Genomic DNA, 20,150 nt, shown 5'->3' with positions numbered 1-20,150 from the left:
CATTTTGCTAAGTTAGTAGTTAAGCAAGAATGCACAGTGCACCCGTTTATCTGGCTGATATAGACCGTTTTCTACAAGCCAGCTTAGTCATTGATCGATACCCCGAAACTGAACGGGGTGGTATTTACTATCCATCCAGTCGACCTATCCATCGGATTGGGTTGGCATTAGAACCGTTCTCAAAGCTGTCCGATTGGGTTCTGGAAAATCAATTGGATGCCCTTTGGCTACATCGACCCTGGCAACTTGATTTGGCGGCCCTTCCGAACGATTTCGGGGTTTTAACTCACCATCTACCCTTCGATGAATCGCTGTCGATTGGGTATAATCAGCAGCTCGCTACCCAATTGGGAGCAACAAGCGATCTGGAGCCACTGGGATATAAGCAGGATTCGGCTAAAAATGGGAGCGTGTTGCCTCAGCGTCCATTGGGTATGCTTGTGGATGTAGCGCAGCGGGAATTTGATGAGTGGCTCGATACCATTCAGGAACTGTTTGGGGGCTATGATCGGGCCGAGGCTGGGCATAGTATGGCCAGATGGCAACCCATGAGCTCGCGAGTTGCCGTAGTAGGGGCAATGACGAACACACTGGTTCGGGAAGCGTCCGAACGAGGGGCGCACCTGTATGTAACAGGGGCCTATCGAAAACCGGGCCAGCAAGCTGTCGATGAAACCGGTATAGCCGTCATTGCCGTAGGGCACCGTCGTAGTGAAGAATGGGGCTTACAGGCTCTGGCCGATCTATTACAGGCACACTTCCCAATCGAATGTGTCATACGGGAACCGTTACCCATTCGCTAACATGGCTGACTAGGGCAGCGTTCTGGGATCATCGGCAATGCGGGTGTTATCATAAAAGGTATCCAGCAGCGCCATATCGTCATCGGAAATCGTGAAATCCCAGACGTCGAAATTTTCCTGAATGCGTTCCCGTTTAACGGATTTCGGAATGGTAACCGCACCATGCTGTAACGACCAGCGGATCAAGAGTTGAAACGTGCTTTTGCCGTATTTTTCAGCCAGTGCTATCAATCGTGGATCGTCTTTTTTCTGACCCCGAACCAACGGCGCGTATCCTTCTACCTGAATCTGCTTTTGCTGGCAATAGTCCAGTACTTCAGGAACGAAACAATAGGGGCTGAATTCGATTTGATTAAGAGCCGGGGTGATTGTGGATCTGGTCAGTAATTCGTCGATATGAGTCGGGTAATGGTTGGAAATGCCAATGGCACGGGCTCGACCTTCACTATAAATTTTTTCGAGGGCTCGCCAGGTATCATGCCGATGGGCTTTAACAGGCCAGTGGACAAGGTATAAATCAATAGAATCGATGCGAAGGCGTTCCAGGCTTCGGTTGAAAGCCCGAAGGGTTCGGTTATATCCCTGGTCGTCGTTCCATACTTTGGTGGTGATAAAAATATCGCTTCGCGGTATACCACTAGATCGGATCGCATCCGCTACTTCGCGTTCGTTTCCGTAGGCGGCTGCCGTATCGATCAGGCGACAACCGGCTTCGAGCGCCCATTCTACAGCCTGCTGTACTTCATTAGTCTGACTTGGGGCATACACACCGAGTCCGAGCAAAGGCATTTCAACACCATTGTTTAACGTAACGGTTTCGTTCATATGTTCTCTAACAGGTTATCCCTATATAATCTAAAAACTGTCAAATATGTTTCGACCGTATGTATAATTGTAAGGCTGATAAACGATTTAGAAAGGATAACTGTATGTTTGTCAACCGTTGTCATGAGTATTGGAAATGTCTATGCGAACGCGCTACCTGGTTACTGTTTTATTGGGGTTTAGTGTGCCGTCGACCTGGGCGCAGTTGGTCCGGGATACCACTATGATTCGGTATTCAGTAGAAGTGGGAGGGAGCTATACATCGGCCCCTCAGAATCCGTTCTGGCTGCGAACGAACCAGTACAATACAGTGCCTGTTCGCGGGTCATTCGGTACGCTTCGGTTGGGTATACTACGCGATTACAAACGGCGCCCGGATACGACAGCCCGGCGAAAATCCCGCTTCGACTGGGGCTTTGGGGTATATGCTGTGGGGAATGCCGGTCCGCAACCTACGTCCGACAATCCGGCTATTATACTGCCCGATGCCTTTGTGAAGTTACGATTTGGGCAGTTCGAACTGTTTGGTGGTAATCGGCGGGAAGTAGCTGGCCTGGGCGATACGCTCCTTACATCGGGCTTTGTGGCCTGGTCGGGCAATGCACAGCCTTTCCCGAAAATTCAGTTGCATACGCCCAATTTCGTACCCATTGGCTTTACTAAAAAACTTTTGGCATTTCGGGTTGGATATGCACATGGATGGCTGGTAAATACTTATGTACAAGAAAGTTATTTGCATCAGAAATATCTGTACGGACGCCTTGGAAAGCCACACTGGCGCTTCCAATTCTATGCAGGACTCAATCACCAGGTGCAGTGGGGGGGGCATGCCGATTACCTGATTGGTACACCATTAGCGGTGAATGGAAGTCTGTCTACGTCGTTTCAGGATTACCTCTCCCTTGTGACGGGTAGATACCCTGATGCGCTTCAGAATGACCGATTTACGGAATTCGATGGTACTAATCGGCTTGGCAATCACGTCGGTAGCTACGATGTGGCGGTGGAATGGAAGGGAAAAGCGTCTAACTGGCTGCTGTATCACCAGCATATGTACGATGATGCATCGGGGTTAGCCTTAAAAAACCTGCCTGATGGCCTGACTGGCGTCCGTTTTTTGAATCATTCGTCCGCAAAAACAACATTCCGACTTCAGCGGGTTGTGCTCGAATGGCTAACGACGACCGACCAGAGCGGCCCTATTTTTGACCCATATGCACGCTGGCAGGGCGCCGATAATTACTTCAACCACAGCCAGTATATTCAGGGGTGGTCGTATAAAGGGCGTACGCTGGGAACACCGTTTATTCTTCCCCGTACCGATTTCAGGCCGGATGTCAATAACGCGTACACCGGAAACGGGTATTATCCGAATAACCGGGTAGTGATGTGGTATATGGGCGTAATGGGTGGGTTTCGGAATGGGCCTGCCTTGACAGCACGCGTGTCGTACAGTCGGAATTTTGGCTCGTATAAGCAGCCTTTTTTGGATGTGCTTCACCAGTTTTCGACCAGTTTGGGAGCGCAATGGCCTCTAGGAAAACGATCTCGAACGGTATTGACAACGTTGGTCGCACTGGACCGGGGTGAGTTATTACCCGACTCGTTCGGAAGCTACATAAGTCTCAGAAAAGCCTGGTAAAGTAGCAGCGGAGATGTTCTTCTGCATTGAAAATTTTAATTAAATTTTAATTCAAGTAAATCCGTTTTCGATCTCTAGTCGTATAAGCATTGATTGTTTTTAATGCCATTTTAACCATACGATTATGAATCAGAAAAAGCTACTTGGACGTTTCGCTGGTCTCCTGGCGATGATCGGTCTGGTAACACTCAACGCCTGTCAGGATCACCGCATGGTGCCCGATCTGAATTTATTACCTGATGCAAACATTTATGTATTGACCGATGCCAACCAGCTTTGGCGGGTCAGCGTCAGGACGCCTTCGGCCCCTTCGAACTTTGTACCGATTACCTTCCCGATGGGTGGACCGCAGGGCGAACGAATTCTATCGATCGATTTTCGTCCGGCTACTGGTCAACTCTATGGCGTGAGCAATATGAAGCGCCTGTTTATCATTAATCCAACGTCGGGTGTTGCTCGCCCACTAACGGATACCCCATTTACATCCAGCGATATTGGCACCATCATGGGGCTTGATTTTAATCCTACCGTCGATCGGATTCGGCTGGTAACTAACACGGGCATTGATTTACGGCTGAATCCAGAAACAGGGATGATTGCCGCAACGGATACACCGATCAATGGCGTACCAGGAGCGGCCATTTCTGAAGTCGCCTATACCAATAACCGGGCGGGCGCTACCACAACGACCCTCTATGATATTGACCCGGCAACGGATCGGCTGTACATTCAGAATCCGCCTAATAACGGTACGCTGGTCGATGTAGGCCCGCTAGGTCTGGATATCACTGGAGCGGCCGGATTTGACATTGCTCCAACGGGCGAAGGATTGGTAGCGGTGACCTTCAATGGGAAGTCGGAACTACAACAAATTAATCTGTCGACGGGTCGATTGCAGAAATTAGGGGATTTACAAAATAATGTGATTGGACTGGCTATTCCGACCGAACCCGTAGCCTATGCGCTGGATGGGTCGAATAACCTGCTCATCTTCAATCCACAAAGTGCAACCACTATTACTTCGAAAACGCTCTCTGGATTGCAACCAGGCGAAACCCTGCTGGGTATCGATACGCGCCCGGTCAATGGACAATTGTATGCACTGGGTAGCTCGAACCGACTGTATACGATTACTGTGGCCGCTTCAACGACCTGGAGTGTTACAACGGTTGGTAATCCTGGTTTATTTACGCTGTCGGGAACGGATTTTGGGTTCGATTTCAACCCTACCGTCGATCGTATTCGGGTGGTGAGCAATACGGGACAGAACCTGCGCCTGGATCCTACGAATGGTGCCCTGGCGGCTACCGATGGCGCTTTGGCTTTTTCGCCACCGGGTGGTGCGCCTAATGTATCGGCAGCCGCGTATACAAATAATTTTGCCGGAGCTACGTCGACCGTATTGTATGATATCGATGTTCGCTCGGGAGGAGCCATTCTCTTTCAGCAAAATCCACCTAACAACGGTACGCTGGTCAGTGTAGGGCCTTTGGGTGTTGAGGTTGAGAGTGCCAATGGATTCGATATTGGCGGCACCAGTGGCACAGCGTATGCCTTGTTACGCGTCGGCGGCACCACACGTGTGTATACGATCAATCTGGCAACGGGGTCAGCTACGGCAGGTACAACCCTTTCTGGTAACCCAACCGTACGTGGCTTTACACTCGGTTTAGGCTTTTAGTGAATCAGGTTTGGAGTCTACTGGCCCACTTTACACGATGTGAAGTGGGCCAGTTTATTTTAATGAAATCGGCTGGTAAACAGATTTTTAGGGGCTGCATTCCAACGATTCATGTTTAGGGTGTATCTTATGTGAAAGTTGATAGGATGCATCATGAAACAATTTGTCTTTGTGCTGTTGGGGGCTATGCTGTTGGGAGGGTGCCATAATGAAACGGTCTCTCCAGCTTATGCCGGAAACTGGATATGGTCGCAGTCGGCAGGAGGCTTTGCCGGGATCGTCTATAAGCCTAAGGCGGGGGAGCAAGTCCTATTGCGACTCGATGAAGCTGGAAAACTGACGATTACGCGCTCCGATACAATTTTCTTTTCCAGTGATTACAGTGTTCAGAAAACTGCGAAGGCTGACGAGTATGTACTGGCAATCAGCAATAAAAAAGTGTATTCGGGAGCTGTCAAAAACTTCGTTCCGGTTCTATACGGCAATCAGCAGATGATTTTTCAGACGGGAAAACTGACCCTGTACGATATCGATATTACAGATGGGTTCAGCCATATCTTCATCCGATAATAAAACAAAGCGCCCCAACCTTGTCTGAAGATTGGGGCGCTTTGTTTATTGGAGATTACCGGCTCAGGTACAAATTCCGCTCGGAGTAGACCTTCTGGAAGTAATCGTCGGTGAGGTCATCGATGAAGTAGATGCCTTCGCCAGTCGATTTCATTTCGGGGCCAAGTTCCTTGTTTACATTCGGGAATTTGCTGAACGAGAACACTGGAATTTTAATCGCATAGCCTTTCTTGACAGGCTTGAACGTGAAGTCTTTCACCTTCTTATCACCCAGCATCACCTTGGTTGCGTAGTTGACGTACGGCTCCTGGTACGCTTTGCAGATGAACGGAACCGTCCGGCTGGCGCGTGGGTTGGCTTCAATCACATACACCTGCTCATCCTTGATCGCGAACTGGATGTTGATCAACCCAACGGTTTTCAGGGCTACGGCTATTTTCTTCGTGTACTCCTGAATCTGGTTGATTACGTTTTCGCTCAGGTCGAAGGGCGGTAGCAACGCATACGAATCACCGGAGTGAATACCCGCTGGTTCGATGTGCTCCATGATTCCGATGATATACACATCTTCTCCATCGCAAATGGCGTCGGCTTCGGCTTCAATCGCGTTCTCGAGAAAATGGTCGAGCAGGATGTTATTATCAGGAATGGTCTCCAGAATTTTCATCACGTGCGCTTCCAGTTCGTTCTCGTTGATGACGATCTTCATGCTCTGTCCGCCAAGTACGTAGCTCGGACGCACCAGCAGCGGGAATCCTAACTCGCGCGACAGTTCAATGGCCCCTTCAGACTCCCGAACCGTACCGAATTTCGGATATGGAATTTCGAGTTTGCGGAGCATTTCCGAGAAATGGCCCCGGTCTTCGGCCAGGTCGAGGGCTTCCCAGCTTGTACCGATGATTTTGATGCCGTAGCGAGTCAGCTTTTCCGCCATCTTCAGCGCCGTCTGACCACCCAACTGAACAATAACCCCTTCAGGCTGCTCGTGCATAATGATGGCGTGAACGTGCTCCCAGAAAACTGGCTCGAAGTACAGCTTATCTGCAATATCGGGGTCGGTCGAAACCGTTTCCGGATTGCAGTTGATCATGATGGTCTCGTAACCCGCTTCCTTGGCTGCCAGTACCCCGTGTACGCATGAATAGTCGAACTCGATACCCTGCCCAATCCGGTTGGGGCCCGAACCCAGAACGACCACTTTTTTGCGATTGCTCCGAATGGATTCGTTGCCCGGCAGATCCGAAACCGGCTCAGCGTGGTCGGTCGTGATGGGTACCTGATTGTTGAAGGTTGAGTAGTAATAGGGCGTTTTGGCCTCAAACTCAGCCGCACAGGTATCCACACACTTGTATACACGCCGGATGTTGTGCGCCTGACGGTACTGATACACCTTGCTTTCTTTTACCTGAAGCAGGTGAGCCAACTGGCGGTCGGCATAGCCTTTCTGCTTGGCCGTACGCAACAGTTCGGGCGGAAGGTCTTCCAGGTCGTACTGCTGAATTTCGCGTTCGAGTTCGATCAGTTCTTCAATCTGGTGCAGGAACCAGGGGTCGATGCGGGTCAGTTGCTGAATGGTTCGGAACGACATCCCGGCCTTGAAGGCATCGTAGATGTGGAACAGCCGATTCCAGCTTGGGTGTTTCAGGCTTTCGGTCAGGGCGGCCCGGTCGGTCAGTTCGTGACCATCGGCACCCAAACCATTGCGTCGGATTTCGAGCGACTGACAGGCTTTTTGCAGGGCTTCCTGGAAGTTCCGTCCAATGCCCATCGCTTCCCCTACCGACTTCATTTGCAGTCCCAGCGAACGATCGGCACCCGGAAACTTGTCGAAGTTCCAGCGAGGCACTTTCACAATCACATAGTCGATAGCAGGCTCGAAGAAGGCCGAGGTAGTTCCTGTAATCGGGTTGATCAGTTCGTCGAGGTTGTAGCCAATGGCCATTTTAGCGGCAATCTTGGCAATCGGATATCCCGTCGCTTTCGATGCCAGTGCCGACGACCGGCTCACGCGCGGATTCACTTCGATAACAATAATATCGTCGGTTTGTGGATTCACCGAGAACTGAATATTACACCCTCCGGCAAACTGTCCAATGCCCTGCATAACCCGGATCGAGAGGTCGCGCATTTGCTGATACAGCGTATCGGGCAGGGTCATCGCTGGCGCCACCGTGATACTGTCGCCCGTATGGATGCCCATCGGGTCGAAGTTTTCGATGGAGCAGATGATGATGAAATTCCCCTTGTTGTCGCGTAGTAATTCCAGCTCGTATTCCTTCCAGCCCATAACGCTCTGCTCCACCAGTACTTCATGGACGGGCGATGCATGTAAGCCGTGAGTCAGGGCTTTATCAAATTCCTCGGGGGTATTGACAAAGCCGCCACCCGTTCCACCCAATGTAAACGAAGGCCGGATAACGAGCGGGAAGCCAATTTCCTGTGCAATTTCTTTACCTTCCAGAAACGAGCGGGCCGTACGGCCTTTGCAGACACCTGCACCTAGTTGGAGCATCAGCAGCCGGAATTTCTCGCGGTCTTCGGTGGTTTCGATGGCTTTAATGTCAACACCGATGATCTGAACACCGTATTTCTGCCAGATACCGGCCTTGTCACAGTCGATAGCCAGGTTCAGGGCAGTCTGGCCACCCATTGTCGGCAGAACGGCATCGATGGGTTTCCCCATTTCCTGATGTTTTTTCAGGATCTCGACGATGGACTTCTTCTCCAGCGGCAACAGATACACATAATCGGCGTTGATCGGATCAGTCATGATCGTAGCCGGATTGGAGTTGATCAGGGCTACTTCGATGCCTTCGTCGCGGATGGAGCGGGCTGCCTGCGAACCGGCATAATCGAATTCACAAGCCTGGCCGATCACAATAGGGCCTGAGCCGATAATCAGTACTGAGCGAATGTTGGTATTTTTAGGCATTTTTCAGCAGGGCAATGAACCGCATGAGCACGTCCACCACACGAGTGGATTGGCTGGGCGGCCCCGAATGAATAATTAGCTAAGCGCAGTATCTGGCGACCCCTGGTAGGAGGGGGCGGTCAAAAATCCTGCAAAATTAGGGGTTTACCGGGGAATGGAAAAGGAGAATGTCAGAATAAAATAAGAAGTATGCTTTTTTGGTCTGAAAGGTGATCTATTTTGGTTAGTCGTTTGTGCTGGATGATGCTGTCAGTACAGAAGAAGGAAGTCCGTGTTGATTAATCACAACCTTTTGAGGAATTATTGAATCTCAAGAGATGCAGAAGGGAACCCATTACACTAAGGGCTGTGCATCAAAACGAAAGTCGGATGAGGTACTTACTAGCCGAAAGCACATGATAAGATATGAATAGAATACTATCTCGTACCCGCTCTTTTTACTAATTTAGATTCGAAACGTCACTACGTTATGACTCGACCTTATTTACTTATTGTTTGCGTTCTGGTTAGTTGCCTGGCTGTCACCTGTGTTCGGGATTATCCATCGACCGATCCCCATAAAGCACCGGCTGTAACCAATCCGGCCGGAGGAGGATTGCCCTCTCAAACGCAGGAGTCGTCGCAGAAACGACTGTACCTGGCCAACGATAAAATTCGTATGGCGATTGATCTAAACGCAGGAGGAGCCATTACGTATCTGTCGGAAGCGGGCAGTAATGTGAATATGGTCAATAACAACGACCTGGGCCGTCAAATTCAGACCTCCCTCTATGCAGGGCCTTATCCGTATAGCGTAAATGGTAAAAATCCTGTTGAACAGTGGCGGAATCTGGGTTGGAACCCGGTTCAAACGGGCGACTATTTCAACCATCCGGCCCAGGTTGTCAGTTATCAGCAGGGGCAGAATTTGTTGTATGTCAAGACGATTCCCTTGATATGGCCGCTCTTCAACGAACCCGCCGATTGTTTCTTTGAACACTGGATCGAACTGAAAGAAAATACCGTTCACATGCGCAGTCGAATGACGATCAACCGGGTCGATACGACGCAGTATGAAGCGCGTACGCAGGAATTCCCTTGCGTTTATCTGAACGGCCCGTACTATCGCATTATCACCTATGATGGTATGAAGCCATTTACAAACGATGCCGTTTCGGAATATAGCGAACAGGATAACATCAATCGGTATGGTACAGAAAACTGGATCGCCCTGCTCAATACATCAGGACGGGGGGTTGGGTTGTACAAGCCCAAAGGCGAGGTGCGGTTCAGCTCGGCGGGTTTTGGGGTTACGAAAGATGGAGGGGAGTTTGACGTGTCGTCGGGGTATGTATGTAGCCAGCCTGCTCTACTGGTCGATTATAATGGCGTATATGAATATGAATGTGACCTGGTGGTAGGGTCATTGGCCGATATCCGGCAGTTTGCCTACAACCAGCCCCGGCCTCCGGCTGCTCCCAACTACCGATTCGTTACTGATCGGCAGGGGTGGTATTATGGAAATACCCGCGACAAAGGCTGGCCCATTCAAAATGAGCTGAACGTACGCTGGTATCGTGCCGACCCGACAGCCAGAGAATTCAGAGTTATCAGCCCGATGGCCTACTGGAAAGCTTCGGATGTGCCGAAAATTTACATACAGGCCGCTTTTCAGACGAAAGGAACGGTGGCCCGGTTTGTATGGCGAAAGCCTGGCGATATTGCTATCATTGAAATGCCCGGTCGTTATGTCGATTTCCCAATTATTGGCGACGGGCAGTTCAGAACCTACGAAATTAATATGAGCCAACTGGCTGGCTGGGATGGTGTTATCAACCAGATATCGTTAACCAGTCCCGAAAGCCAGTATGAATTTGAGAAAGGGTCGATCGCACGGATACGAAGTATTACAACAACGCCCTGAAACGATTTCTTAACAGACTTTTCATAAACATTTGACCGTACATCAAGTTGTAAATTCGAGTAATAACCAATCGAATATCAACTGTTATGATTACGAACGACGAAATTGTTGATGATCTGAACGAACTGGTCAAAATTAATAACGACCGCATTCAGGGGTACGAAAAAGCGATTAAAGATAATGAAGATGCCGGGCTGGATGATATCTTCCGGCACTATGTAGTGCAGAGCCAGAACTTCCGTAGCCAACTGGCCGATCACATCGTCCGAATCGATGGACTGGCTGTGTCTGATGCTACATCAACTGACGTAACCAGCAAAATTCACCGGGCCTGGATCGATATTAAGTCGGCCATTACCGGGAAAGACCGGGATTCTATTCTGAGCTCGGTCGAGTTTGGCGAAAACGCGGCTGTTGAGGCTTATCAGGATGCGATTGAGAAAGATCACATTCCGGCCTACATCAAAGAGGATTTGCAGAAGCAACTGACCGAGTTGCAGAGCGCTCTGGATCGGATCAAGTCGCTCGAAAAGGCAGCTTAAGGAGGACTAATCCTGAAAAGAACAGCCCGAAAGTTCCAAACTTTCGGGCTGTTTTGCGTTGATGAATGTTGATAAACAAAGACAGACTCTTGGCTTATACCGGCAAAGGCATATCTTTCAGATCTTCGTCGGTTAATTTGATCGTAACAGCTTTTACGTTCTCTTCCAGGTGTTTGGCAGATGATGTTCCGGCAATAGGAAGCATAACAGGCGAAGCGGCTAATAACCAGGCCAGGGCAATCTGATAGTCAGTAGCGGGTTTACCATCTACCTGATGTCGGGCAGCCACCTTCTGGATGGCTTGCTGGGCCGAGACGTTTCCAGCGTTGAGCGGGAACCAAGGGATAAAGGCGATGCCGTTTTGTTCACAGTATTTCAACACATCGTTCCAGGTCTGATCCCCGAAATTATACTTGTTCTGTACTGATACGACATCGAAATACTTTTTGGCTTCTTCGATCTGATCGATATCTACTTCCGATAGGCCAATGTGCCGGATTTTGCCTTGTTGCTGGGCTTCCTGCAGAAAACCGAGGTATTCATCAGACGAAACTTTCGTATCAAAACGGTGAAGTTGGTATAGGTCGATTCGATCCAGTTTTAAGCGTTTCAAGCTGCCGTTCAACGCTTCTTCCAGATGCTTACGACTACCATCTACAGGCCATTGGTTAGGCCCTGTTCGGAGTAAGCCCCCTTTTGTGCCGATCACCAGCCCATCTGGATAGGGGTAAAGCGCTTCGGCGATCAGCTCCTCCGATACATAAGGGCCGTAGCTATCGGCCGTATCGATAAAATTGATACCCAGCTCCAGCGTGCGCTTTAATACACGGATGGCTTCGTCATGGTCTTTGGGCGGTCCCCAGATACCATCGCCTGTAATACGCATGGCACCATAAGCCATTCGGTTGACGGTTAGATCGCCCCCAATCGTTATTGTTCCAGCCTGCGCGGCCAGTTGTGATTCGGCAGATTCAGTTGATTGCATAGGTTTTATTGATCATTCAGGGTATGTACTCCATAGGTGGAGGTTCTTCTGATAAACTATCTAAAACCGATTTTGTATCCGCAACCCGGTAAAGTTTTTGTTTCCTTACCGTTTCTCGATTTCCTGAATGACCTGACAGAGCAGCCAGCTATTTATTCTGAATCGAAGAATCGCTCTGCCATGTTACGCGAACTATGCTGTATCGTGATTATATCTATCTGTGTGGAACTGACAATTTTATAAACAATACGATATGACTGATGGATCAACTCACGTAGATGTGGCAGATCGAACTCAGGTACTTTACGCCCCATTTCAGGCTGATGTCGAAGGAGGTCTGCTTTGGCAATAATAGAATCCTGTAGATGATTGGCATAACTTGGTGAATAATGAGCATGATATTCACCAATGGCATCCAAATCCTCAATGGCTCGATTGGTAAATGTTATGCTTACCATTTTACCATTTGCGTAATCGTTGCCGAACATCTTCTAGTGGGACGGTTTCTTTCCGTTCCGATTGTAGCAAGCCTTCCTGCACATTCTGTATGAATAGTAAGCGCTCAATTAATTCTTCAACAGAGAACTCTTCCGGCATTTTCTCCAGTGATTCCTGGACAACTGTTTTTGTCATAGTCTCGTCTTTTTACCAAATATACGGGTTTACCGTTTCTCGATGCCCTCCAGTACCCGTCGAATTACGTTAGCTCGCTGCATGAATTCGAGGGAGTTCGCAATATCCTGCTCGTCGATGATCTGTTTGAACTTTTGCAGAAACTCGATGTAGGCCGCCAGGGCGTCGGAAACGTTGACTCGGTTCTGGTCGAAGATGGGTGCCCACATCTGCGGGGAGCTCTTCGCCAGACGCACTGTCGAGCTAAAGCCGGTACTTGCCATGTCGAAAATTGCTTTTTCGTCTTTCTCTTTTTCCAGCACTGTAAGGCCCAAGGCAAAGGCGCTGATGTGGCTCAGGTGCGAAACGTAGGCCAGATGCAGGTCGTGTTCCTGGGGCGTCATGTAAAACAGCTTCATACCGATGTCGCGGAACAGACTTTCGACCAGATTAAGGCTGTCGGGGTTACTTTTTTCGCGGTCGCAGATGATGAGGTTTTTGCCCGGCAATAATTCTCGGAAAGCTGCTCCGGGCCCCGAATTCTCTGTGCCAGCCATCGGGTGAGCAGCTACAAACTGGGCTCGTTTCGGGTGGGCATCGGCAATGGCACAAATGGTTTCTTTGGTTGACCCTAAATCAACAACGGTGGCCCCAGGCGGTAGCTGATCGAGTACAGTTGGTAATAAGTCGATGATGGTATTGACGGGCGTAGCCATAACGACCAGTGTGCTTTGGGCAATAGCCTCCGACAAAGGCAGTACGTCATCGACAATCCCTTTCGCTAGCGCCAATTGCCCGTTTACCGCCGATGTATCGACGCCGATAAAACGCATTTTGGGGTATTTTTCACGAACCGCCAGCGCGAAAGAGCCTCCTAACAAACCAATACCTACAATAGAAACTGTCATCGGAACCGGGATTTTTATGATTTAACTGACTAACTATGATTATCTATTGATCAACAATAACTAGTTTGTAATCATTATATTGTCGTTCAGTCACTGATGGAATAATGGTTAATTCAAAATACAAATACTCGGAGTTAACGGGTAGAATAATTGGGTGTGCTTTTGAAGTGCATAAGATACTGGGTAACGGATTTCAGGAAGTTATATACCAGAGAGCATTAGTAATAGATCTAGATGCATGTGGAATTATATACACCCGTGAATTTGATATGCCGATCTATTTCAAAGGTAGACATGTTGGTTCTCGTAGAGTAGACTTCCTGGTAGAGAATACATTGTCTATTGAACTGAAAGCTATTGCTGTGCTTACAGATGATCACCTAGCTCAGGCTATCAATTATTTAGAAGCCTATAACCTTGAGATCGGGATGCTTATCAATTTTGGAAGCCCTAGTTTACAGGTTAAACGACTTTTGAACAAAAAATTCATGGGTTAGCATCCAGTACATAAGCTAACTGACGCGGGCAAAATAATCAGGGACAGTCAGTATAATCATACTAATCCTGGTTCAGACGGTCAACTGCTGCTGTTATCCGTTCCTTGGGCATGCATAAGGATACACGCACGTAGCGGTTCCCTTTCGGGCCGAAGATGAAGCCGGGGGCTATGAAAATATGCTTGTTGAGCAACAGATCGTCAACGAAGGCTTCAGCCGATTCTACATGATCGGGAAGTTTGGCCCAAATAAATAAGCCTTCCTGATCGGTCGTGTAAGTACAGCCTAGTGCATCCAGAAACGCGTGAACTGCATCGAGCCGACCCTGATAAACCGCATTACGTTCCTGATGCCAGGCTTCGGAATTGGTCAGGGCTTCAGCCGCTGCGTCCATCAACGGTTTGAACTGCCCCGAATCGACGTTGCTCTTGATGGTCAGTACAGCATCGACATACGGTTTGCTACTTGCCAGCCAGCCAATGCGCCACCCCGCCATATTATGCGATTTACTGAGGGAGTTTAATTCAATGCCCACCTCTTTTGCGCCGTCGACAGCCAGCAGACTGATTGGTTTCTTCTTATTGAGAATCAGGCTGTACGGGTTGTCGTGGCAGATAAGTATCTGATGGTCGTGCGCAAACCGGACTGCTTTTTCAAACAGCGCATAGGTTGCCGGAGCGCCCGTAGGCATGTGCGGATAATTGAGCCAGAGAATCTTTGTCGGAGACCCTTCAGGCGATGCGTTTACCAGATCGGCCATCGCTTCCCAGTCGGGTTGCCAGCCACCGTGTTCAAGAAGAGGGTACTCGCTCACCCGCGCTCCTACCATCTGACTAACGGCCCGATACGCCGGGTAGCCTAGTTCGGGCACCAATACACCATCGCCCTCATTCAAAAACGTCAGCGAGATGTGGGTAATACCTTCTTTGGAGCCAATGAGAGGGAGTATTTCCGTTTCGGAATTTAAATCAACGCCGTACGTATTCTGATAGAAGCTGGCAATGCCCTGACGCAGACCAACGGTTCCCTTGTAGGGCTGATACCCATGAGCTGTTGGCTGCTGAGCCGACTGAATCAGCGCATCGATGGTATTGGCAGAAGGCATCAGATCGGGGTTGCCAATGCCCAGATTGATAATGTCGTGACCAGCTGCCTGAAGACGGCGAACTTCGGCCAGCTTAACGGAAAAATAATATTCCTGCGTCTGATCGGCGCGGTGAGCAAGAGGGATAATCACTTCTTAACCAGGATTTAACAGATTTTAGGATGAAACAGATTTTGTTAAAACCTATCCATCCATTCATTTGAGACCGCAAAGATACTTGCTTAGGGAATGTGCTAGCTTATTAGATCAATAAGAAACAAAGTCATATAAATCCCTAAATCAGTGTAATCCCGCTTCTAAAAGGTATTTCAGCAAGGGAGCTATGTGTAATGACTGCATCATTTCACCTGAATTGACGATTTCCTGGGCCCGCTCACGCGATACGATATGGACGGTGATTTCTTCCGTTTTTTCCAGATGTTGTGCCTGTTTCAACTCGACGCCCGTAGCCAGGAAGGAGTGGGTCAGGTTCGCGTGCGTGCCAGGGTTAGCCGATAAGGTCATCAGAGGCTGCCAGGTACCACCGCCAAAACCAGTTTCTTCCAGTAGCTCACGCTGGGCGGCTATTAGTGGCTCTTCGCCGGGATCAACTACGCCCGCACAAAGCTCATAATGAACATCGCCAATACCGTGTCGATACTGCCGAATCAGAACCAGTTGCCCTTCGGTTGTAACGGCAACCACGTTGATCCAGTCGGGATATTCGAAAATAAAATAGTTAGGAATGGAACCGCCATTCTCCATCCGAATGGCGTCTTTGCGAACCGTAAACCACGGTAATTGATGGATGTATTCGGAGCTTTCGACCTGCCAGGGCCGGGGATCGTTCTCTGGTTTCATGTAGGCAAAGGTAGGCTTTTTCGGCAGAGCCATATTAACTGACACCTTTGATTCGTTGTAAAGTGGACTTTAGCTTTGGCTAGTCATCTGTACAATCCGCGACCTGATGAAACAATACAGTCCTTTTTTAGTAGCTGCTTTTTGCCTGTTCCTGTCGTCCTGCCATCGGCCCATTGCCTACTTTCAGCGAACGTCACATCCCGAGGCTACCCGATTATCGCTTGAAAAACGGCCTGTTCCGATAGCTGATAGTGTCCCGGATGTCGATTCTGTTGTTGACCAACTGGCAACCGATGCGCCTGCATTTGTATCAGAGCCAGTAGCGAGCCTGAAAAATGAGCTGGTCCATCGGCAGCTGGTTGAGCAGCGGATGCAGCGCGTTCAGCGTATGATGCCCGTGTCCAACGAAACGACCCCCCAACAGCCCGGGCCAAAACCTAAAAAACAACTTCGCCTGGGCAACCGGATTCGGCAAAGCCTGGGCATGCCGCTTCGGAAAGAACTGAACTGGTGGCAACGAATTAGCTGGAAACTAAAAGCATCTGTAATCGTTATTTTGGTAGCCGTCGTGTTTGCTATTCTGGGTATTACAACTCTCGCTATCATTTTTGGATTGCTAGGTGCCTTCCTGATGATCAGCGGTTTGAAACGTTCCTTTAAAGTGAAGCGCCCGTGGTTTTAAATTTTCGACAGGATTTACGGGATGAACAGGATTATAGCCAGTGGAACCATCCTGTCCATCCCGCAAATCCTGTCGAAAAAGAATTTAGGGTAACTTCTTCACCGCATCGTAAATCAGGTTCAGGTATCCTTCCCGGTCAATATCATACACGAATTCGACATTGGGTGTCTTTTTCAGGACATTGAAAAAATCGACAACAGTGGTTCCCGTAGTCAGTTTTCCGGCTGTTTCGACATCCACAAAACACGATTTTGACTCAAACAGCGACGGGTCGATCAGCCAGGCAATGGCACAGGGATCGTGCAAGGCTGCTCCTCCGTTTAGTTCTGGGCGCTCCTGCCGATAAAAAATCGAGAAGAAGTCCATCAACTCGGCCACGACCGTACCCGATTGATTGCCGATGGATCGGAACCGCTCAATATCTTCCTGAAATACCAGTGCCTTATGGGTTACGTCGAGGCCGCACATCGTAATGGGTACGCCCGAACTAAATACAATGGCTGCGGCTTCTGGATCGACATAAATATTGAATTCAGCCGTTGGGGTCATGTTGCCCCGGAAAGCGCCACCACCCATAATCGAGATGCGCTCAATTTTTGATTTCAGGTGGGGGTAGGCCAGCAGAAACGTGGCAATATTGGTCAAAGGCCCGGTCGGAACAAGGGTAATGGCTTCATCACTCTCGGTCAGCATTTTCGCGATGGCTTCAACAGCCGACAACGTCTCGGGCTGGAGCGTAGGTTCGGGTAGGCTCGGGCCATCCATTCCCATTTCACCATGTACATAATCAGCAATGATCAGCTCACGAAATAACGGTTTGTCGGCACCTTTATAAACGGGAATGTTTGCGCCTGTCAGCGCCATAATTTTCAGCGCATTCTTCAGAGTTTTGGCCTGTGTCTGGTTACCAGCCGACGTAGTGATGGCTTTAATATCGAATAGGTCGCTGCCAATAGCCAGCATGAGCATCACGGCATCGTCGTGGCCGGGATCGCAATCTATAATAATCGGACGTTTCTTCATGGTTTGTCGTTTGCGTTGTGTTCGTAAGCCGTTCGATTGGCTTTCCCCAAAATATGAGGGCCCAAATATATCATCTTTGTGCATACCCGGCCGGATAGCTGTATATCGGCATTCGTTTCCAATTGGTTCTGCTGAATTGGTGGCTTATCTTAGCTACTGTTTTGATCCAATCATTTGTCGATGCGCTCAATTGCTACAACACTTCTCAGCTCAGGCCTGATACTCTGCGGGCTCACTTTTTCATTGGGGCAGTCAAACGCCATTCCTGCCGATGCCCAGCAGGTGGTGAAAACGGCCCGGCCCGACGCCATTCAGAACCATATGCGTATTCTGGCCAACGACTCCCTGAAAGGCCGCAAACCCGGTACGCGCGGCTTTGCGATGGCGGCCGATTACGTCGTTTCCCAGTTTAAAGCCCTTGGTCTTCAACCAGCGGGAGAAAATAAGTCGTTTCGGCAGTCTGTACCGCTGCGTCGCTGGCAAACTAACGAAGCGGGTAGTTCGATGGCGATGATCACTAATGGCCGTGAGCAATCGTTACAATATGGCAAACAGTTTATCCTGAATCCGAATCCCGATCATCCGACCAGTGAGGTGTCGGCTCCGGTCGTTTTTGTCGGCTATGGCGTATCGGCTCCCGAACTCGACTACGATGATTACGCTGGTATCGATGTAAAAGGAAAAATTGTCGCCTTTCTGAACGGGGCTCCGGCTAGTTTCCCATCCAATCAACGGGCCTATTATTCCTCATCGAAGGCTGAGAATGCCGTAGCGCATGGTGCTTTGGGGACCATAGCTTTTAGTATGCCTACCGACCTTCGTAATCGTATCGAAACAGCTGCGCCCCGCAATCGGCAGGGTATTTATCGCTGGGTCGATAAGCAGGGGAAACCCCAGCGCACCTACCCGGCTATAAAAGGGGTTGCATCGCTTGGCGATTCAACGGCTCGACTACTTTTTGCCAATGCACCAACGCCATTCAGCGATGCGATAAAACAGGCTAACAAAAACCGTCCACAGGCATTTCCGCTCAATGTGTCAGTGCGGATGCAGACCCAGACCGATCTTGTAGAAGATGTGGCTGGGTTTAATCTGGTATCGCTATTGCCCGGCACCGATCCTGTGCTGAAAAACGAATATGTGGTGTATGTGGCTCACCTCGACCACCTTGGAATTGGCCGGGTGGTGAAGGGTGACTCTATTTACAACGGCGCTCATGACAACGCATCGGGGGTAGCGATCAACCTCGAAACAGCCCGGCTGTTTACGTCTTTACCCAAAGCGCCCCGTCGGTCGGTGCTTTTCGTGTGTGTAACGGGCGAGGAAATGGGCTTGCTTGGGTCTGATTATTTTGCCTCAAACCCGACTGTTCCCAAAGACAAAATTGTGGCCAACCTGACGCTTGACATGCCCTTCTTTTTTCATCCATTGCTCGATATTGTGCCGTATGGAGCCGAACATTCGAGCTTAAGCAAAGAAGTAAAACAGGCTGCTAACTTTCTGAACATTGAAATTAGCCCAGACCCGATTCCTGAACAAACGGTATTTATGCGGAGCGATCACTTTAGTTTTGTTCGGCAGGGAATTCCGGCGTTATTCATTAAAAGTGGCTCGCAAACTGGAAATCCGACCCTTGATGGTACCAAACTCAACCTCGACTGGCGGGCCTCCATCTATCACTCACCCCAGGACGATATGAACCAGCCTTTCGATTTTAAGTCAGCCGCTAAACATGCCCAACTGCAATTTTTAGTAGGATACCTGACGGCCCAGGATGAGCAGCGCCCTACCTGGAACAAAGGTGATTTCTTCGGGACGAAGTTTGGAAAAGGGCAGCTAGTTAAGTAAGAGCCTACTGCTTTCTATTATAATAATATCGGTAAATCGACGGAGTCGGGTTTGCGGGGACTACCTTTTAAATGTAAATCCCGGACCCGGCTTCTAACTTTACGCATAAACGACTTGCCCGGATCGATCTTGCCTGTCAGGTAGTTAGGGTCGGTTTCGCGCCAGAGCGGAGTGCCGATGAAATCCGTATACTCATAATGGCCGATCAGGTAGTCGATTCCCTGGTAGTGACGTTTCAGATACCGTACCAGTTGCACATTGGCTTTCATCTGCGCTCGGGTCAGGTCGTTATTACCCACATTTTCAATACCGATAGCACAGTAGTTCAGGCCAATGCAGTGCCGCGCAAACGTAGTATCGGGCAACAGGCGAAAGATGGTGCCATCCCGATCGACCAGGAAGGGAACGGATGTATTCAGGCGGCTGGCTGCTTGAAGATCAGGCCGACCCGGTAATACAGACGGATTAAAGATATTGAAGGTAGCCTCCAGTGTCGGAACAGCCGTCCAGTGGAGCACAATCATCTTCGGTTTAATATAGGGTTCGGTTTGTTCAAGGCCATGCCGTTTGGCCAGATAGTCGAGAGACAATTGCCGACGTTGCTCGTCAAAAACAATCGGTTTATCAATGATGTGTAGAGAGCGCTTTGTGCAGGAGGTGAACAGGAATAAGCTGATGAAGAAGTAAATCAGGAATTTCATTTTCAGGTGAAGTCGGTGGGAATGCTGACAAGTCGATAATGGATTGAAGAT

Annotated in this window: 19 protein-coding genes; 9 read left to right on the top strand and 10 right to left on the bottom strand. The window is 49.4% G+C overall.

The window, feature by feature from the left end; all coding sequences use genetic code 11:
- The first annotated feature begins 29 nt into the window (after positions 1-29).
- Complete coding sequence (locus tag BGO59_RS33165) at positions 30-803, top strand: Nif3-like dinuclear metal center hexameric protein (protein ID WP_293691487.1); 774 nt, start codon at positions 30-32, stop codon at positions 801-803.
- Positions 804-812: 9 nt separating this feature from the next.
- Here BGO59_RS33165 and BGO59_RS33160 read toward each other — a convergent pair whose 3' ends face one another.
- Entirely contained in the window at positions 813-1,628 is an 816-nt protein-coding gene (locus BGO59_RS33160; protein ID WP_293691485.1) for an aldo/keto reductase, read from the bottom strand.
- 142 nt (positions 1,629-1,770) lie between these two features.
- Between BGO59_RS33160 and BGO59_RS33155 the strand changes: the two genes are divergently transcribed.
- From BGO59_RS33155 to BGO59_RS33145, 3 genes are all read left to right on the top strand, one after another.
- Entirely contained in the window at positions 1,771-3,270 is a 1,500-nt protein-coding gene (locus BGO59_RS33155) for a capsule assembly Wzi family protein (RefSeq protein ID WP_293691483.1), read from the top strand.
- A gap of 124 nt (positions 3,271-3,394) precedes the next feature.
- Positions 3,395-4,951, top strand: coding sequence for a DUF4394 domain-containing protein (locus BGO59_RS33150; RefSeq protein WP_293691481.1), 1,557 nt, complete (start codon positions 3,395-3,397; stop codon positions 4,949-4,951).
- 153 nt (positions 4,952-5,104) lie between these two features.
- Positions 5,105-5,521 carry a hypothetical protein gene (locus tag BGO59_RS33145; protein ID WP_293691479.1) on the top strand — a complete coding sequence of 139 codons (417 nt, stop codon included), beginning with the start codon at positions 5,105-5,107 and terminating at the stop codon, positions 5,519-5,521.
- Positions 5,522-5,576: 55 nt separating this feature from the next.
- On the opposite strand, the gene carB is transcribed toward BGO59_RS33145, so the two are convergent.
- Positions 5,577-8,453, bottom strand: coding sequence for a carbamoyl-phosphate synthase large subunit (gene carB / locus BGO59_RS33140; protein ID WP_293691477.1), 2,877 nt, complete (start codon positions 8,451-8,453; stop codon positions 5,577-5,579).
- A gap of 469 nt (positions 8,454-8,922) precedes the next feature.
- Here carB and BGO59_RS33135 point away from each other — a divergent pair, with 469 nt between their 5' ends.
- A complete protein-coding gene (locus BGO59_RS33135) occupies positions 8,923-10,356 on the top strand; it encodes a hypothetical protein (protein ID WP_293691475.1) in 1,434 nt (477 codons plus the stop codon).
- 86 nt (positions 10,357-10,442) lie between these two features.
- Positions 10,443-10,898: a PA2169 family four-helix-bundle protein gene (locus tag BGO59_RS33130; RefSeq protein ID WP_293691473.1), complete on the top strand. Its 456-nt coding sequence runs from the start codon at positions 10,443-10,445 to the stop codon at positions 10,896-10,898.
- Positions 10,899-10,992: 94 nt separating this feature from the next.
- Here the strand turns inward: BGO59_RS33130 and BGO59_RS33125 are convergent, their stop codons facing one another.
- The 4 genes from BGO59_RS33125 to BGO59_RS33110 form a co-directional block, all read right to left on the bottom strand.
- Positions 10,993-11,883 carry an aldo/keto reductase gene (locus tag BGO59_RS33125; RefSeq protein ID WP_293691471.1) on the bottom strand — a complete coding sequence of 297 codons (891 nt, stop codon included), beginning with the start codon at positions 11,881-11,883 and terminating at the stop codon, positions 10,993-10,995.
- Positions 11,884-12,035: 152 nt separating this feature from the next.
- Entirely contained in the window at positions 12,036-12,371 is a 336-nt protein-coding gene (locus BGO59_RS33120) for a type II toxin-antitoxin system RelE/ParE family toxin (RefSeq protein ID WP_293691469.1), read from the bottom strand.
- Positions 12,343-12,516, bottom strand: a complete 174-nt coding sequence (locus BGO59_RS33115; protein ID WP_293691467.1) for a hypothetical protein — start codon at positions 12,514-12,516, stop codon at positions 12,343-12,345. The genes BGO59_RS33120 and BGO59_RS33115 overlap by 29 nt, the downstream gene beginning before the upstream one ends.
- Positions 12,517-12,545: 29 nt before the next feature.
- Positions 12,546-13,403: a prephenate dehydrogenase gene (locus tag BGO59_RS33110; RefSeq protein ID WP_293691465.1), complete on the bottom strand. Its 858-nt coding sequence runs from the start codon at positions 13,401-13,403 to the stop codon at positions 12,546-12,548.
- A gap of 104 nt (positions 13,404-13,507) precedes the next feature.
- On the opposite strand from BGO59_RS33110, the gene BGO59_RS33105 reads away from it, so the two are divergent.
- On the top strand, positions 13,508-13,900 hold the full coding sequence (locus tag BGO59_RS33105) for a GxxExxY protein (protein ID WP_293691464.1): 393 nt from the start codon (positions 13,508-13,510) through the stop codon (positions 13,898-13,900).
- Positions 13,901-13,961: 61 nt separating this feature from the next.
- Here the strand turns inward: BGO59_RS33105 and BGO59_RS33100 are convergent, their stop codons facing one another.
- Positions 13,962-15,137, bottom strand: coding sequence for an aminotransferase class I/II-fold pyridoxal phosphate-dependent enzyme (locus tag BGO59_RS33100; protein WP_293691462.1), 1,176 nt, complete (start codon positions 15,135-15,137; stop codon positions 13,962-13,964).
- 147 nt (positions 15,138-15,284) lie between these two features.
- A complete protein-coding gene (locus BGO59_RS33095; RefSeq protein ID WP_293691460.1) occupies positions 15,285-15,845 on the bottom strand; it encodes an NUDIX hydrolase in 561 nt (186 codons plus the stop codon).
- A gap of 106 nt (positions 15,846-15,951) precedes the next feature.
- Here BGO59_RS33095 and BGO59_RS33090 point away from each other — a divergent pair, with 106 nt between their 5' ends.
- Positions 15,952-16,527 (top strand): hypothetical protein, encoded by a 576-nt coding sequence (locus BGO59_RS33090; RefSeq protein WP_293691459.1) that lies wholly within the window; start codon positions 15,952-15,954, stop codon positions 16,525-16,527.
- A gap of 84 nt (positions 16,528-16,611) precedes the next feature.
- Here BGO59_RS33090 and rihA read toward each other — a convergent pair whose 3' ends face one another.
- Entirely contained in the window at positions 16,612-17,550 is a 939-nt protein-coding gene (gene rihA, locus BGO59_RS33085; RefSeq protein WP_293691457.1) for a pyrimidine-specific ribonucleoside hydrolase RihA, read from the bottom strand.
- A gap of 180 nt (positions 17,551-17,730) precedes the next feature.
- Between rihA and BGO59_RS33080 the strand changes: the two genes are divergently transcribed.
- Positions 17,731-19,398: a M28 family metallopeptidase gene (locus BGO59_RS33080; protein WP_293691455.1), complete on the top strand. Its 1,668-nt coding sequence runs from the start codon at positions 17,731-17,733 to the stop codon at positions 19,396-19,398.
- A 17-nt stretch (positions 19,399-19,415) separates the two neighbouring features.
- Here the strand turns inward: BGO59_RS33080 and BGO59_RS33075 are convergent, their stop codons facing one another.
- A complete protein-coding gene (locus BGO59_RS33075) occupies positions 19,416-20,099 on the bottom strand; it encodes a peptidoglycan recognition family protein (RefSeq protein WP_293691454.1) in 684 nt (227 codons plus the stop codon).
- Positions 20,100-20,150: the final 51 nt, after the last annotated feature.

The organism is Spirosoma sp. 48-14 (assembly GCF_001898575.1).
GTDB lineage: Bacteria > Bacteroidota > Bacteroidia > Cytophagales > Spirosomataceae > Spirosoma.
The sequence above is the reverse complement of the archived record's forward strand: the minus strand, read 5'-3'. Positions and strand labels throughout refer to the sequence as shown.

Coding starts and splice junctions, on each gene's coding strand:
- BGO59_RS33165 (WP_293691487.1), top strand. CDS start 30: ATGCACAGTGCACCCGTTTATCTGGCTGATATAGACCGTTTTCTACAA.
- BGO59_RS33160 (WP_293691485.1), bottom strand. CDS start 1,628: ATGAACGAAACCGTTACGTTAAACAATGGTGTTGAAATGCCTTTGCTC.
- BGO59_RS33155 (WP_293691483.1), top strand. CDS start 1,771: ATGCGAACGCGCTACCTGGTTACTGTTTTATTGGGGTTTAGTGTGCCG.
- BGO59_RS33150 (WP_293691481.1), top strand. CDS start 3,395: ATGAATCAGAAAAAGCTACTTGGACGTTTCGCTGGTCTCCTGGCGATG.
- BGO59_RS33145 (WP_293691479.1), top strand. CDS start 5,105: ATGAAACAATTTGTCTTTGTGCTGTTGGGGGCTATGCTGTTGGGAGGG.
- carB (WP_293691477.1), bottom strand. CDS start 8,453: ATGCCTAAAAATACCAACATTCGCTCAGTACTGATTATCGGCTCAGGC.
- BGO59_RS33135 (WP_293691475.1), top strand. CDS start 8,923: ATGACTCGACCTTATTTACTTATTGTTTGCGTTCTGGTTAGTTGCCTG.
- BGO59_RS33130 (WP_293691473.1), top strand. CDS start 10,443: ATGATTACGAACGACGAAATTGTTGATGATCTGAACGAACTGGTCAAA.
- BGO59_RS33125 (WP_293691471.1), bottom strand. CDS start 11,883: ATGCAATCAACTGAATCTGCCGAATCACAACTGGCCGCGCAGGCTGGA.
- BGO59_RS33120 (WP_293691469.1), bottom strand. CDS start 12,371: ATGTTCGGCAACGATTACGCAAATGGTAAAATGGTAAGCATAACATTT.
- BGO59_RS33115 (WP_293691467.1), bottom strand. CDS start 12,516: ATGACAAAAACAGTTGTCCAGGAATCACTGGAGAAAATGCCGGAAGAG.
- BGO59_RS33110 (WP_293691465.1), bottom strand. CDS start 13,403: ATGACAGTTTCTATTGTAGGTATTGGTTTGTTAGGAGGCTCTTTCGCG.
- BGO59_RS33105 (WP_293691464.1), top strand. CDS start 13,508: ATGGTTAATTCAAAATACAAATACTCGGAGTTAACGGGTAGAATAATT.
- BGO59_RS33095 (WP_293691460.1), bottom strand. CDS start 15,845: ATGAAACCAGAGAACGATCCCCGGCCCTGGCAGGTCGAAAGCTCCGAA.
- BGO59_RS33090 (WP_293691459.1), top strand. CDS start 15,952: ATGAAACAATACAGTCCTTTTTTAGTAGCTGCTTTTTGCCTGTTCCTG.
- rihA (WP_293691457.1), bottom strand. CDS start 17,550: ATGAAGAAACGTCCGATTATTATAGATTGCGATCCCGGCCACGACGAT.
- BGO59_RS33080 (WP_293691455.1), top strand. CDS start 17,731: ATGCGCTCAATTGCTACAACACTTCTCAGCTCAGGCCTGATACTCTGC.
- BGO59_RS33075 (WP_293691454.1), bottom strand. CDS start 20,099: ATGAAATTCCTGATTTACTTCTTCATCAGCTTATTCCTGTTCACCTCC.